This is a genomic window from Parabacteroides sp. AF14-59 (assembly GCF_003479515.1).
Taxonomy (GTDB): domain Bacteria; phylum Bacteroidota; class Bacteroidia; order Bacteroidales; family Tannerellaceae; genus Parabacteroides; species Parabacteroides faecis.
The window spans coordinates 64,046-78,835 of the sequence record NZ_QUHH01000029.1; the positions used below are offsets into that span (position 1 = coordinate 64,046).

13 protein-coding genes are annotated in these 14,790 nt (G+C 44.2%); all 13 read right to left on the reverse strand.

The genetic code is table 11. The annotated features are described in order from the left end of the window. Positions 1 to 117: 117 nt before the first annotated feature. Positions 118 to 717, reverse strand: coding sequence for a ribonuclease HII (locus DWW23_RS22705; protein ID WP_122356529.1), 600 nt, complete (start codon positions 715 to 717; stop codon positions 118 to 120). A 24-nt stretch (positions 718 to 741) separates the two neighbouring features. After that, positions 742 to 1,143 (reverse strand): VanZ family protein, encoded by a 402-nt coding sequence (locus DWW23_RS22710; RefSeq protein ID WP_122356477.1) that lies wholly within the window; start codon positions 1,141 to 1,143, stop codon positions 742 to 744. 10 nt (positions 1,144 to 1,153) lie between these two features. After that, entirely contained in the window at positions 1,154 to 2,368 is a 1,215-nt protein-coding gene (locus DWW23_RS22715) for an aminotransferase class V-fold PLP-dependent enzyme (RefSeq protein ID WP_122356479.1), read from the reverse strand. 147 nt (positions 2,369 to 2,515) lie between these two features. Continuing rightward, complete coding sequence (locus DWW23_RS22720; RefSeq protein WP_122356481.1) at positions 2,516 to 2,851, reverse strand: DUF5684 domain-containing protein; 336 nt, start codon at positions 2,849 to 2,851, stop codon at positions 2,516 to 2,518. 101 nt (positions 2,852 to 2,952) lie between these two features. Then, positions 2,953 to 3,741, reverse strand: a complete 789-nt coding sequence (locus DWW23_RS22725; protein ID WP_122356483.1) for a glycoside hydrolase family 16 protein — start codon at positions 3,739 to 3,741, stop codon at positions 2,953 to 2,955. 24 nt (positions 3,742 to 3,765) lie between these two features. Continuing rightward, positions 3,766 to 5,367, reverse strand: coding sequence for a YfcC family protein (locus DWW23_RS22730; protein ID WP_122356485.1), 1,602 nt, complete (start codon positions 5,365 to 5,367; stop codon positions 3,766 to 3,768). A gap of 13 nt (positions 5,368 to 5,380) precedes the next feature. Beyond that, positions 5,381 to 6,256: a cyanophycinase gene (locus tag DWW23_RS22735; RefSeq protein WP_158583232.1), complete on the reverse strand. Its 876-nt coding sequence runs from the start codon at positions 6,254 to 6,256 to the stop codon at positions 5,381 to 5,383. Between the two features lie 7 nt (positions 6,257 to 6,263). Further along, positions 6,264 to 6,398 (reverse strand): hypothetical protein, encoded by a 135-nt coding sequence (locus DWW23_RS26970; protein ID WP_255419623.1) that lies wholly within the window; start codon positions 6,396 to 6,398, stop codon positions 6,264 to 6,266. 6 nt (positions 6,399 to 6,404) lie between these two features. Beyond that, complete coding sequence (locus tag DWW23_RS22740; protein WP_122356489.1) at positions 6,405 to 7,508, reverse strand: M20/M25/M40 family metallo-hydrolase; 1,104 nt, start codon at positions 7,506 to 7,508, stop codon at positions 6,405 to 6,407. After that, a complete protein-coding gene (locus DWW23_RS22745) occupies positions 7,501 to 9,171 on the reverse strand; it encodes a choice-of-anchor J domain-containing protein (protein WP_122356491.1) in 1,671 nt (556 codons plus the stop codon). Before DWW23_RS22745 ends, DWW23_RS22740 begins: the two co-directional genes overlap by 8 nt. An 11-nt stretch (positions 9,172 to 9,182) precedes the next feature. Continuing rightward, positions 9,183 to 10,247 carry a choice-of-anchor J domain-containing protein gene (locus DWW23_RS22750; protein WP_122356493.1) on the reverse strand — a complete coding sequence of 355 codons (1,065 nt, stop codon included), beginning with the start codon at positions 10,245 to 10,247 and terminating at the stop codon, positions 9,183 to 9,185. A 17-nt stretch (positions 10,248 to 10,264) separates the two neighbouring features. Beyond that, on the reverse strand, positions 10,265 to 11,698 hold the full coding sequence (locus tag DWW23_RS22755; protein ID WP_122356495.1) for a RagB/SusD family nutrient uptake outer membrane protein: 1,434 nt from the start codon (positions 11,696 to 11,698) through the stop codon (positions 10,265 to 10,267). A 20-nt stretch (positions 11,699 to 11,718) separates the two neighbouring features. Further along, on the reverse strand, positions 11,719 to 14,790 hold the full coding sequence (locus tag DWW23_RS22760; protein WP_122356497.1) for a TonB-dependent receptor: 3,072 nt from the start codon (positions 14,788 to 14,790) through the stop codon (positions 11,719 to 11,721).

A 14,790-nucleotide genomic window follows, 5' to 3' on the forward strand; every position in this document is an offset into this window, starting at 1 on the left:
AGTGTTTTTCAGTGAACGACAAATCCAGACTGCCCACCCGAACAGCTAATCATTCACCTAGAAAAAGATTAACAAACAAAGCCTACAGACCAAGAAATGAAGAATGAAGATAAAAGTCTAAAAATCCAATGTTAGTTGTTCCGGTAATAATGTGAAGGTTTTACGATGATAAGGAGTGATACCGACTGCACGGATCGCTTCGCGATGGGCTTTAGTCGGATAACCTTTATTTTCAGTCCAATGGTAATCCGGATATTCTTTAGCCAGTTCATCCATATAATCGTCACGATACGTTTTAGCCAGGATGGAAGCGGCAGCAATACTCAGGTACTTCCCATCCCCCTTTACAACCGTCGTATGTTTTATATCCCGATAGGGAGTAAAACGATTTCCGTCTATCAGCAGATGTTCCGGTCTTACCGTCAACTGGTCGATGGCACGATGCATAGCAAGGAAAGAAGCTTTCAGTATATTTATTTTATCAATCTCCTCCGGAGTCACAATACCTACAGCCCAGGCAATTGCTTCCCGTTCTATTATCGGACGCAGGGCGTAACGCTTCTTTTCACTGAGTTGTTTGCTGTCATTCAAATCATCGTTCTTAAAATCAGGAGGAAGAATAACCGCAGCAGCAAAAACGGATCCGGCAAGACATCCGCGTCCCGCTTCATCACAACCGGCTTCTATCCGGTTCGCTTCTAAATAAGGTAACAACATAAAGTCTGACATGTAAGTTTGTTATCATTCTATTATCTTCTTTCTCATCATCCAGGGACGCAATACGAAATAAGAGAACAAGGTAGCCAACGCTACTCCTGTTATGTTTGCCAGAAAATCGAACCAGTCGCCCCCCCGATAGGAGGTACAATATTCCTGCAACAACTCGATCGCCCCACTCATCAGGACCGGACAAAGTACGGCTCCTATCCAGGCATGCCACAGCACCTCGTCATATTTCCGGTGGTTACGCAAAAACTCAATCCACAGCATTCCCGATAATCCGGCATACATACAGATATGAGCCACCTTATCTATTCCCGGAATCTTTCCGATCTCCACAGAGGGAGGTTTAAAAAATGACAAGTAAATAACAACCAGAATGATTGTCAGAGATATCGGATATTTTTTCAGATAATACAACATAAGCTACTGATCAAAACATTTTTCTAACACGTTCTATCCCGGCGGCAAAAGTATCGATTTCTTCTTTCGTATTATAGAAAGAGAAAGAAGCACGTACAGTACCTTCAATCCCCAATGCCTGCATCAAAGGCTGTGCACAATGATGCCCGGTACGGACAGCGATCCCCAAACGATCTAACAACATCCCCATATCATAATGATGAATATTTCCCACCAGAAAAGACAGGACAGCTCCTTTATGATCCGCCTGGCCGAAAATACGCATACCATCTATATTGTTCAACTTTTCAGTTGCATAGCGCAATAACTCGTCCTCATAAGCTGCAATATTCTGCATGCCCAGCCGATTCACATAACGTAAGGCTTCCGCCAATGCTGTACTACCGATATAATCGGGTGTACCGGCTTCGAACTTAAACGGTAATTCATTAAAAACAGTCTTCTCGAACGAGACAGTCGCAATCATCTCGCCACCACCCTGGTAAGGAGGTAATTTATCCAGCCATTCTTCTTTTCCGTATAATACACCGATGCCTGTCGGACCATACACCTTATGTCCGGAAAAAACATAAAACTCAGCATCCAGGTCCTGCACATCGACTGTCAGATGAGGAACGGCCTGCGCCCCGTCGATCAATACCGGAACCTCATGGTTATGTGCTTCTTCGATGATCTCTTTCACTGGATTAATAGTCCCCAGCACATTCGACACATGTGTAACGGAAACCAACCTCGTACGTTCAGAGAATAACCCACGGAATGCTTCCATATCCAGTTCTCCCTTTTCATTCATCGGAATGACCTTCAATACAATTCCTTTGCGTGCCGCCTGTATCTGCCAGGGTACGATATTGGAATGATGCTCCATTACCGAAACGATCACTTCATCGCCTGCCGACATACATTCATCAGTAAAACTGGAAGCTATCAGGTTGATCGCTTCTGTTGTACCACGTGTGAAAATGATCTCGTTGGATGAACGTGCGTTCAGGAAAGACTGGACGGTTTTACGTGCATCTTCATGTGCTTCGGTTGCCGCCTGGCTCAAAAAATGTACCCCGCGGTGAATGTTGGCATTTACATTATAATAACCGCTTTCAATCTTTTCCACTACCTGGCGAGGCTTTTGCGTAGTAGCACCGTTATCGAAGTAAATGAGCGGCTTATCGTATATTTTATGTTCCAGTATTGGAAAATCTTTCCGGATAGACTGTATATCTAACATAGCAATTGTATCTTTAGTCGTATAACAAACGCCAAAGATACGATGTTTTATTTAACAACGGCGATTTATTCTTTTATACAGATATAAGAATATAAAAAAAGCCTTTCATCCGAGACGAAAGGCTTTTCTGTACCCTCAAATACTTCTTTACTCTACAGTTTCCGCAATCGGAGTTTCTTTGAACGCCAGTAATGGGAAGAAAATAAACGGTAACAAAAGTAAACCTACAGCGTACGCATTGTCACCTTTACCATACTTTGCAGCTATATCTCTATACAGCAGAAAGGAGAGATAAATGTTATAAATAGGAATCAGGAAAAACCAGAATTTAACCGGTTCCCATTTTACAATACGCAACATCACGATGATGTTGTAGAACGGAATGATGCAAGCCCATCCCTTTTGGCCGAAAGTTTCAAAAATCTTCCACATACTGACAATCATCAGTACACTCAATGCCAATTGAATAATAGATCCAATCATTACAGTAAAATTTTATACATTTAAATATTATTTGCGCACTAAAGGTAAACTTTTTATACAACAATACTGTTGTCTTACGCCAAATAATTAACTAAAAATTTTCACTGCTTTTGATAGAAACGGACCCAATCTATCTCCATTTCTACCGGCAAGTCTTCCGAATCAACGGCACCAACCCAACTTCCGCCAAGCTGCATATCCAACAACAAATAGAACTGACTGTCATTGAACGGATACTGTCCCTCCTTGTCTGTCTCAATCCGCGGATAAGCGAATGTACGGGTATCATTGATAAAAAACACCAGGCTGTCCGCATACATTTCTACCGTGTAGGTATTGAAATCATTCGGGTCGATAACGCCGGTACTTCCTTGTTTGGGATTGTCTTTGATCCCCAGATTAAATGTATAATGAGAATGAACTGTCTGATAAGCGATACTATCATTATTCAGACGTTCCATGATATCGATCTCACCACCTCCGGGCCATTTGGCATCCTGCGGCAATAACCAGAAAGCAGGCCAGGCACCGGTCGCTCCATTCAGTTTGGCATGGATTTCGAGGCGGCCGTTATTGAATCCGACCTTATCTTTTGTATAAACGCCACCGGTCACATACGGTGCCGTATCGGTCGGCAGGCTATAATTGACCAGTCCTCGCAATACCAACTTACCGTCACGCATCGCATAACAGGAATCGAAGTCAGACATATAATTATTCCAGTCGGATGTACCCCGGGGAATCTTACTCCAGGAGGCAGGATCAAAACTATCAGCCTGGTCGAAATTATCTTCCCAAACTAATTTCCATTCGGCAGGCGACGGTTCGCAACACGGTAAGGCAATCATCATGCCCAGGCAGGCTAACAGCCCTAAAAAGCTTTTTTTCATATCGCAGTATTTTAGAATAAGTGATTAGAATCCATCCAAAGGTATCAAAACTGTAGGAATTAACAATAACATTCCCAGCAAAATAAACAGTATAAGAATACGGAAGAACCACTTCACCCATATTTCATAAGGGATGCGAGCCAAACCAAGCGCCCCCATCAAAACACCGGAAGTAGGTGTGATCATATTGGTAAACCCGTCACCGAACTGAAATGCCAGCACTGTTGCCTGACGGGAAATACCGATCACATCCGAGAATGGTGCCATAATCGGCATAGTCAATGCCGCCTTCGCCGAACCTGAAGGAATAATAATATTGATCGTTGTCTGGATCAGATACATAACACCCAGAGAAGCAATCTTTCCGGCCTCCCCCATCAAAGCCGCCATACTATGCAGGATCGGATCGATAATATGCCCATCCTGCAAAATCTGGATAATTCCACCTGCCAGCCCGACTACCAGGGCAGCCGAAAGCATATCTTTGGCTCCGGTAAGAAACTGGCTAATGATCCCGTCAGCTCCCTCGTTATTGGCAAATCCGGATAGAAGTCCCATTGCCAGGAAAATTGCGGATATTTCCATCAGATACCATCCATACCCCATCACACCTACTACCAGAAAGACAATGGTATAACCAAGCAGATTCAAAATAAAGAACTGATTCGATTTGCGCAGTCCCAACCAGCCGGTCAAAGCAAAAAGGGCGGTAAACACCGGTACTGCCGGAAAACTAACAGCACTCTCTCCGACTTCAAAGGTGGTAGAAGGATAATATATCGAAAAGCCGATCAATGAAAGTAATAATAACAAGTAGACAATCCAGGCCGAACGGGTTGTCTTTTCCTCCGGTACCTCTTCGGAAGAAACTTCACCTTTCTCCCTCCAGTAAGCATCCGCCTCATACATAGGAGACAATTTCGGGTTCTTTTTCACCCTGGCTGCATAACGAAGAACGATAAAGATCAGAATGGAAGTGAGCACCACCCAGCAAAACAACCGGTAACCGAAACCGGAAAACAGCGGCAAGTCCGACAATCCCTGTGCTATACCGATTGTAAACGGATTCAGGATTGCTCCCGAAAACCCCACATGTGCTGCCACATAGACCATACAAAGTCCCGTAATAGAATCATATCCCATCGAAATGGCAAGCGGCACAATAATTATGACAAATGCAAGCGTCTCCTCACTCATGCCGAATACGGCTCCGAACAAACTGAACAGGATTATAATCAAGGATATCACCACATTATTCACTCCGACCATACGAAACAGCCCATATTTCTCCACTTTACGCGAACTCCGTAAAAAAGATAGTATCCCGGTATCGATTGCCCGGCTACTGTTCATAATCTGAAAAGCTCCCCCGATAATCAGTAGGAATGCTATAATACCAGCCTGTTTCTCGAATCCTTCCAGTAACACGCCGAAAACCTGCCAGCTCTGCGGAGCGGGATCGACTGCATGAAAGGAGTTATCTACAATAACCGTACGTTCCGTACCGTTGACCACCCGTATTTCCCGGGAATATTCGCCGGCAGGAATAATCCATGAAAGGGCGGCACATATCAGGATTACAACAGATATAATTGTATAAGTATGCGGAATCTTATTCAGTTTCATTCGTTCTTTCGGATCAAAGTTGATAGGTATCGCCGGCTGTCAATATCCGGACATTCAATGAATTTGTTTTCAGATAGCCGGTCGGACTGATTGTCGGCTGCGCTTCCGGTTCAAATACCATCACCTGGCTTTGTCCGGCTACACGGAATGAACCGTCCGGTTTGACAATAATGGCCGTTGCCTCATCAATGCCGACACCTTTCATCCGACGTTCAAGCACCAGGCTGATCAGACGGTTCTGTCGCTTGCGGATGATGAAATGCTGGTCAATGATTGCCGAATCAATAAATCCAAAACCTTCCGCCGTCTGTACATTTCCTTGTTTGATATAAGAAAAGTCACCCTTATATTTATCAGGAACATTCTCTTCCTCACCGGTCAGCATGATTTTACTCATTACAGCCGCACCGGCACTGGTTCCGCCAATCACGCCACCATTTTTATAGATTTCACGAATCTTTGTAAGGAACTTTGTACCCTGCAGATAATCCGTCAACCGGTTCTGGTCGCCCCCGGAAAAGAATACAGCCGTTACGCCATCCAGCTTCGCCAGACTTTCTTCCGAGTCGATCAGTTTCTTCGGGTTATTGACATACTCCGAAGAGGCACATCCCAAACGGGCAAACTGTTCCTGCTGGTAACTACCCGTATCTTCGATATCACTACTGGCGAAGGGTACAATCAGCACACGTGCCTTACTGCCGCCTCCCAATGCCAGATATTGGGTCATCAGAGAATCAGGACGGTCACCACCTCCAATAATAAAGAGATGACCTTCTTTCAGTTCAGGCGTTTCTTCATCATTCTCAGCCTGTTTATCTTCGCTAAAACAACTGGTGGCCACAAAAACCGCCAACAGTAAAAACATTATATATCTGTATTTTTTCATCATTATCTTATTTATACTTGTTTATTCCACTCACCGGAACAGTACTCTTCCGATAGCCGGAATAACGCTCTTCCATCGAGTGGAACAGTACACTTCCAATCATCGGAACAACGTTATTCCAGTCATCGGAAAACCGGTTCATCTTTTTCTATATTTCCGTCAATAATGCCAAAGCCATATCCGCAGACATCTGTAAGTCATCATAAAGGATAAACTCATCTGTCCCATGTGGGTTCTGTGCCCCGACTCCCAGATTGATCGTCGGCAGTCCTTTTGCATTCATGTTATTAGCATCGCTACCTCCCATCGACTTTACACCTTCCATTTCCAGAGAAAGATGGCGGCATAATGCTTCCATACGTTTATAAGGCGTATTATCAGGAGAAACACGGTAAGGTTTGAAATCCCAGTGCCAGGCACACTCCACACTCCCGTTCAACCGGATTGCAGCAGCCTCAAAATCAGCAATAACAGCTTGCATCATCTGCTCACCCTGATCCAGATAATCGGTACGAATCTCACCCTCAAGCTCTACTGTATCAGGCACCACATTGGTTGCTGTCCCACCTCCGATAATACCGATGTTGGCAGTAGTACAGGCATCGATCCTGCCAAAAGGGAAATTTCGCATTCCCTCGGCTGCTATCTGTATGGCATTCACTCCCTTTTCAGGAGCAACACCGGCATGTGAAGCACGTCCTTTCACCTTCATTTTGAAAGCGATAGCACCACAGGTTTCCGATACAAATTTACCGGGAGAAAGATGTGAATCGAAAACAAAACCATGTGTCATTTGTGCCGATGGTTGATAAAACATCGAACCGGCCAAAGTCGTTTCTTCGCATACGCTGAAAAGCAGAGTACAAGGTTTTATTGCTTTCTTTTGCTCTACAGCCTGTCTCAATGCCCAGAGAATAACTGATATTCCTCCCCGGTCATCCACGCCTAAAATCGTCGTACCGTCCGAAGTTATCCGGTCAGCCAGTATCTGTGGCTTTACCCCTTTGGTAGAACGGGGGGTATCCATATGTGCCATCAAGAGGAAATCACCTCCCCCGTTTACTGGTACAATGATATTCCCGCTGTTTCCTCCGGAAAGGGATGCTGCTCCGTCTTCCTGTGCAGGAAAACCCAAGGAAGCTGTGACCGACCGGATAAAATCGGCCACAGGTTGTTCTTTACCGGAAACAGCATCGATCTGAATCAAATCGAGAAACAGACGTTGCAAATCCGGATGTATTTTGTTATTCATAACTGTTTATTATTACGTTTTTCAGCAACAGAGATTCCATATCCGTACAATCGCCATGAACGAACCCGATATAAACCGTTTTACCGATGTAAGCAGAAAGATCGATTGTCTGATTAACAAAGTTTTTCTGTTTATACTCTTCGGTCAGTTCTGTATACTCCTTTAAAGTCTCCGCATCCCGGCAATTATCGATAGTGATCGGCTGCAAAGATACAACGAGTTTATATTTTTCCTTATATGCGTTTTTAGCAGATGCGGCCATCTCGAAAGAGATATCCGCACTGTTTGCATCTTCCGGAATGGATATGGCGGGGGTTACCAGATAGTTTTCCGGTGTCAGAGCGCCTTCTGCCGACAGATAAGAATCAGAACATACAGTTCCGTAACCTTCATAATACTCCCATCCATGCCCATCTCCATCCTTATCAATCACAGTCCACGAAGCCGGAACTTCACCTGTCAACGGTTCATTCAGCAAAGTCGTCATAATAACTTCCGGAGTAGAGAATTTCTGTTCTTCCGAATAACTCATCCCTGCACTGTTTTCGGCAAAGGCACGCACATAATATGTTGCTCCGGGTTGAAGGTCTTTCAATGTGACAGCCAATGTCTGATGGGGGTCTACCGTCTCCACCCTGTTATCTATCGTAGGAGAAGGAGCTGTTCCAAAACAAAAACCTTTACGTATTACAGACGCCCCGCCGTCTTCCGGTATATCAGCTTTTACATCGACAGAGGTACGCGACAGGTTTTCCAATTCACCCATTACAACCTGGGGAATCGTAACATTCAAAGCGGCACCTTCACCTTCGATCTGTATATCGGTGACATACATACAATACAAACCGGTAGATCTATAATGTACCCAGGCTATATAAACATCCTTATCTTTATAGCTGTCCAGGCTGACACTGCGATATAATAGTGTACGGTAAGCTTCAGCCGGCAGTGATTCCTCGAAAAGAACAGTTCCGTTAGTCTGACAGTTTTCTTCTGTAAACGGAGTTTCAGAAATCACTACTTTATAATGTTCCATATAAAACTCATCGTCCATTACTCCAACCGACCATTTAAGGACCGGTTTACCGGCACTAACCGTTATCTTGGGAGTTACCAGATAGTTCTCCGGCGTCAGGTCCTGTTTACTACGGTACGAATCAGACAAAGCAGCAAAAAAGCGATTGTTATAAGCTTCCCAGTTATAGCCGTCACCATCTTTATCGATGATATTCCAGTACTGCGGTGGAAAGACGTCTCCACGGAAACGTTCGTTAAACGGCAATACCATCGCCAACTGCCCCAGACAAGTAAAATTACGTAAATCACCCAACACAACCTCATTTCCTCTTTTTGCATAAGAACGGGCAAAATACCGGGTACCCGACCGAAGTCCGGTCAGGCTGACTGTAAACTCAGCAGAAACAGAAGAAGAAGGAACATACTGTACCTCCGCCTCGGGTTGTACAGACCAGCAGATACCGGTTTCCGTAACTCCATCCAGTACACCTTCCACCTTACCTCCCAGCGTGGCCGAAGTCTCTGTAATATCAGTTACTACAGATGTACGCAATTGAAGCGGTAAGGCCTGATCGTCATCGCTACACCCGGAAAACAATGCAGACAGAATAAAGAGTATACCGGCCCATATAGATAATCTTTTCATATTCTTTCTTTTTAATATCCGTAAACTACAACATTCTTTAGTATCAGCGATTCCATATCCACACAATCGCCATGAACAAAGCCGATATAGATCGTTTTACCCACATATTTCGAAAGATCGATATGTTCTGTCTGGAAGGTTTGTTTACTATAGGCAGAAGTCAATTCCGTATAATCACGTAACACATCCGCATCCCGGCAATTATCAAGTGTAAGAGGTGATTCAGATGCAATGATCTTATATTTTTCCTGATAAGCATTCGTTGCAGAAGCTGCCAGATCGAACATTAGTTCGGGAGCAGTAGCATCGGCCGGAATAGCAATAGCCGGAGTGATCAGATAATTTTCCGGACTCAGCGCACTCTCTGTATCATAATCATATGAATCGGAAATAACCAGTCCCCATTTAGCATAATAATACCAGCCCAGTCCGTCACCATCTTTGTCCAGTAAGCTCCAGGTCGACGGGAGTTCTTTGGTCAGCGACTCTTCGAAATAGAATGTTTTTTCAGCAGTCAACTTCAGGTTCAGAATCGAAGTCGGACGATTGGCACGCGCATCCTCTGAATCTTCCAGAATAATATAGGCAGAACCACCTTTCCGCTGGAGAATATTCAAAGGGATATACCCGAACATTTCTCCGGCAGGAATTGTAATCGTTCCAGTCTGATATTTAGCATCATATTCGATATTACTTCCGGTACCAAATTCAAAATCTTTCCCGTAAGTGGTTGTTCCGGTATAAACAATATACTGATCAGAAGTATATCCGTCAGGTAATTCCGTCAGATATTCGGTCGTGCTTTTGATATAAAAAAGCTGGTCCGCCAAACGGAAATTTACACGGACTGCGCCGTCAGCCGGTTTAATCAATTGAACACACAACCGATCCTCCCCATTCTTGCCGGCTTCCTTTACAAATATATTAGACAAAACCGACTGCCCGCATTCGGACGGATTAAATTCATAAAAGAGGGGGCCCTGATAGGTACGATCTTCTTTCTCACAAGAGGAAAAGAGGAATAAGATTACCAGGAAACATATTCCACCCATTAAATTAATATATTTTTTCATCATATTATTCTCCTTGTTAATTAATATCCCGGGTTGTTTTCCAGATTCTTGTTCGCATCCATTTGCGTCTCGGAAATACGTGCCACTACTCGGAAATCCTCATAAGAGACAGGAGTACGTCCGGCCGGTTTCGAGATTGTTTCACCCCTACGTTTCAGATCGAAGAAACGATGACCTTCCTGGGCCAGTTCCAGACGACGCTGCAACAAAATTTCATTCAGTAGTTCTGCTCCGGAAAAGGATACAGCGTCCAGTCCGCGTTTTGTACGAAGTTCGTTCACATCAGCCAAAGCCTCTGTATCCTTTTTTAATTCAGCCTGTGCTTCTGCCCGGTTCAATACTACTTCCGACAAGCGGATAACAGGCACATTATCCAAACCGAACGCTCCCTGCCAACCGCTGAACTTTTTCGTCCACCAAACTTTTTCCCCATTGATTTTTGCCTTCCGGAAAGCTTTGAAACGGAGATCATTTTTCTGATCGAACAGAGCGATTAACTCTTCAGCAACACACAGGTCGGCATCTCCTACTCCTTTACCAATATCGTATCCTTCACTGTCAAGTTCAGATTCCATCATTCCATTGATCGATTGCAATGAACTTGAACCCCAGTTTTCAGAATTGGTAAAGTACAAATAAAATATCGTTTCTTCTCCTTTGGAGAAAATATCCGTATAGGTACCTCCATACAGATCAAACGGAGCATTGGTTGTTACATAATCGGATGCTTCTACACACTCTTTCCATTTTCCTTCATAAAGATACACACGGGAAAGTATCGCCTGCGTAGCCAGCGCACCCATGCGTTTCGGCATCAAACCGTCGTCGTTTCCTTTCAACAAAGAAAAACCCTCGGTCAGATCTTTTTCTATCTGCCCCCATACTTCAGCCACTGTCGCACGAGCCGGATACACTTCTTCGCCCATTGGACCGCCATCATAGAAAAATGCCTTCAGAATCAACGGCACGCACAAATCGAAATTATCTACCAGATGTCCCGGTTCACGTCCATAGACACGTGCCAGATTAAAATAAGTCAATCCGCGAAGTGCTAATGCTTCCCCCCAAATCGCTTTTGCTTTCGGAGTTTCGGGCAGCTTCTCCGCATACTCGATCACTTCATTCAGTAAAGCAATTATCTCATATGATTCCACCCAAATATCAAGATGGGAACCGATACGGTTATCCGCTTGTCCCTTATAACGGGAAGCAACCGGAGAAAGACGGGAGTTGTCCGCCAGGACTTCCGGTACAGTCAATATGTCACGACCATAAAACGTCGTTTCCTGCATCAGGTCATAAACGCCATACAACATGGCTTCGCATCCGGCTTCCGTCTGCAATTTATCCTGGGGAAGCAAGGTTTGCGATTTCGTTTCCAACATCTTGTCGCACCCTGTTACAAACAGCAGGCACGAAAGTACCAAGATTATATATATTCTGTCTTTTTTCATTTTCTGATTATCTGTTTACATTAGAAATCAACCTTCAATCCAACCGTATAGCTACGTGACTGCGGGTAAGTACCCAGATCACCGCCGGTAAATTCAGGATCATGTCCGGGATAAGTCGTTGTTGTCCACAAGTTATAGCCGGACACGTACAATTGCAGGTTCGAGATATACAATCCTTTCAGCCATTTGGTCGGAAAGTCATAACTCAGACTAACATTCTTCAGTTTGATATAATCGGTTTTTTCATAACATAAAGTAGAATATTCCGATATCTGGCGCGGATTGCCCGGATAAGCACTCTGGTAAGATGGCTTCGGAACCCAGGTCATATCGCCAGGCTGACTCCAATGTTTATAATACATATCACTCAGCAAATTGGTATCACCTTCATAAGAGGCAAGTACCAGTTTGTCATTCCAAAGACTGACAGCACCACGCTGGAACTGGAAAAATACGGACAATGTAAATCCTTTCCAGGTAAAATCATTATTGAATCCTCCATAGAAAGTAGGATCAGCCGGTTTTGTCCAGATACGATCCTCATCTTTCGGAACATAAGTTATATACCCGTCTTTGTCATAATACATCGGGCGTCCGTCGGCTGAGTTCACACCCGCCCACTGATAAGTAGGCAAGGAAGAGATCGACTGCCCCACCTTATAGTCACCCAATACATCCAGACCATCCTGTAACTCTGTTATCTCATTTTTTGTAAACGATAAGTTCAGTGCAGAACGCCATTCAAAACCTCCAGCCCGTACATTTATAGTATTCAGCATAATATCAACTCCTTTATTACGCACGCCCCCCATATTGGACGGGATAACGGTAAAGCCGGTTGTGGCAGGGATTGTACGGTTATAAAGCAGGTCTTTCGTATCATTCAGATAGAAATCGGTTTCCAATGTGATCCTGTCATCCAGAAAACCTGTAGTAATACCGATATTCCGGGAATGATTCTTTTCCCATGTCAGATAAGGGTTACCTATATAGGTTGGTATGATTGCAGAAGAGTTATCATATGCACCTCCACTTGAATACCAACGTCGTGCCGTATAATCCCCTATGTCCGAATTACCGGTAATACCATAGCTTCCACGTAATTTCAGATCGCTCAACCAACTTTTCACCGGTTCCATAAAAGGTTCCTCAATGATCCGCCAGGCAGCCGATACAGACGGAAAAATTCCCCATTTATTATTTTCACCGAAGCGGGAAGAGCCATCACGGCGGATTGTTCCGGTCAGTATATAACGATCTTTCAACGTATAATTTACACGGGCGAATAAACTGGCCATCTTCCATTCGGAGAAAGTTCCGGATACTTCTTTGGCAACAGCTGTCGTTCCCAACAAATGTAATGAAGGATCGGATACTCCCGTTCCGGTTGCTCCGTGACGCTTATATTGTTCATGACGGTAAGAAAAACCGGCAACTGCTGAAATACGATGTATTTCATTAAATACATTATTATAGGAAGCAACTTGTTCTGTCTGGAAATTAATCAGTTTACCGGTCATTGAGGTAACCGATCCATTTTCCTTTGCACCTTCACGGGTACGGGGATCGATGAAACTATGTTCTTCGATAGTTGTCAGGTCCGCATTATAACTCGATTTAAAAGTCAGTCCCTCCAGTATTTTAAAATCCAGCGAGTTTGCAGTTATCAGCTTGCTTGTCCGTCCGCTATATTCATTCAGGTTCAGCATTTGCAATGAATTATGCTGATAATAACCATAAGGGAGATCACGTACAAACTCACCATTTTTGTCATAAGGCGAGTTAGCCGGGTGTACCAGCACAGCAACACGGCTTGGGTTAGCTGCACGTACGCCACTATACTGATCCTGATCCATCACACTGTAATTGTTATTAGTAGAGATACTCAACCAGGGCAGTAACTCCTGTGTCAGATTCACACGGAAAGCACCGCGCTGAAATCCGGTTTCTTTTACAATTCCATCCGTCTTATTATAAGCAGCAGAAAGAAAATATTTTGTTTTAGCCGTTCCCCCTGTTGCACTGATCTGGGCATCCGAAGTATAAGCCGTACGGTAAATCATATCATACCAGTCTGTCGTCTGAGCCTTCGAGAAACCATCGTCTCCCCAGCCAAAACCCTGATACTGACTCAATCGTCCCAGATATTCGGAACTGGTTTCCCCATAACGATTCTTCATCGCCAGCAAATCCAGTTCTGCCACCTGCGAAGCCGTCAGTAGATCCAGTTTATTGCTGATCTTCTGCATACCGCCTGATAATTTGACCGATATCTTAGTTTTTCCTTCCTTTCCTTTCTTGGTCGTAATCAAAACAACACCATTGGCGGCCTGCGCTCCGTAGATAGAAGCAGAAGCACCGTCTTTCAGTATATCGATCGATTCGATTTCATCCGGATTCAAAGTCGAAAGCACATCCGTACTTTTTACAATACCGGTCGACTGGTCTCCCGTCACCATCTGAACCCCATCGATAATGTATAAAGGAGCTGTCCCCCCACTGAATGTACTTCGTCCGCGGATATTTACCGATACAGCACCACCGGGTGTTCCGTTCGCCGTAATAATCTGAACACCGGACACTTTTCCCTGAAGTGCTTTCTGGACACTTTCAACCGAAGTCTTGGTCAGTTCCTCGCTGGTAATATTGGATACGGCACCCGCTATATTTTTCTTTTTCTCCGTTCCGTAGCCAATAACAACAACATCAGACAGCATCGTTACATCTTCGCGCAAAGTAATAGTAACCGGCATACCGGCTGTAACCGTAACCTCTTGTGTTGTCATACCTATAAAACTGATTCTCAGTTTTACTTTCTTCACTCCCTCGGGAATAGCCAGATCAAATCTGCCGTTATCATCGGTAATCGTACCCCCTTCTACCTTTTCTGCAACAATTGTTGCACCAATAACAGGCAATCCACTCTCATCCACCACTGTTCCTGAAACCGTTATTTTCTGCCAGACAGAATAAAAAGCATCCTTTTCAGCAGTTGTTGTCGCAAACGTATTCTGAGATAATACTCCCAATAACAAACAACAACAATAACGATTCAGGGGTGTGCACAATAAACTCCTGACTCCTTTCCTCAT

Coding starts and splice junctions, on each gene's coding strand:
- DWW23_RS22730 (WP_122356485.1), bottom strand. CDS start 5,367: ATGAAACTGAATAAGATTCCGCATACTTATACAATTATATCTGTTGTA.
- DWW23_RS22745 (WP_122356491.1), bottom strand. CDS start 9,171: ATGAAAAGATTATCTATATGGGCCGGTATACTCTTTATTCTGTCTGCA.
- DWW23_RS22755 (WP_122356495.1), bottom strand. CDS start 11,698: ATGAAAAAAGACAGAATATATATAATCTTGGTACTTTCGTGCCTGCTG.
- DWW23_RS22760 (WP_122356497.1), bottom strand. CDS start 14,790: ATGAGGAAAGGAGTCAGGAGTTTATTGTGCACACCCCTGAATCGTTAT.
- DWW23_RS26970 (WP_255419623.1), bottom strand. CDS start 6,398: ATGAACCGGTTTTCCGATGACTGGAATAACGTTGTTCCGATGATTGGA.
- DWW23_RS22710 (WP_122356477.1), bottom strand. CDS start 1,143: ATGTTGTATTATCTGAAAAAATATCCGATATCTCTGACAATCATTCTG.
- DWW23_RS22740 (WP_122356489.1), bottom strand. CDS start 7,508: ATGAATAACAAAATACATCCGGATTTGCAACGTCTGTTTCTCGATTTG.
- DWW23_RS22715 (WP_122356479.1), bottom strand. CDS start 2,368: ATGTTAGATATACAGTCTATCCGGAAAGATTTTCCAATACTGGAACAT.
- DWW23_RS22750 (WP_122356493.1), bottom strand. CDS start 10,247: ATGATGAAAAAATATATTAATTTAATGGGTGGAATATGTTTCCTGGTA.
- DWW23_RS22705 (WP_122356529.1), bottom strand. CDS start 717: ATGTTGTTACCTTATTTAGAAGCGAACCGGATAGAAGCCGGTTGTGAT.
- DWW23_RS22735 (WP_158583232.1), bottom strand. CDS start 6,256: ATGAAAAAATACAGATATATAATGTTTTTACTGTTGGCGGTTTTTGTG.
- DWW23_RS22720 (WP_122356481.1), bottom strand. CDS start 2,851: ATGATTGGATCTATTATTCAATTGGCATTGAGTGTACTGATGATTGTC.
- DWW23_RS22725 (WP_122356483.1), bottom strand. CDS start 3,741: ATGAAAAAAAGCTTTTTAGGGCTGTTAGCCTGCCTGGGCATGATGATT.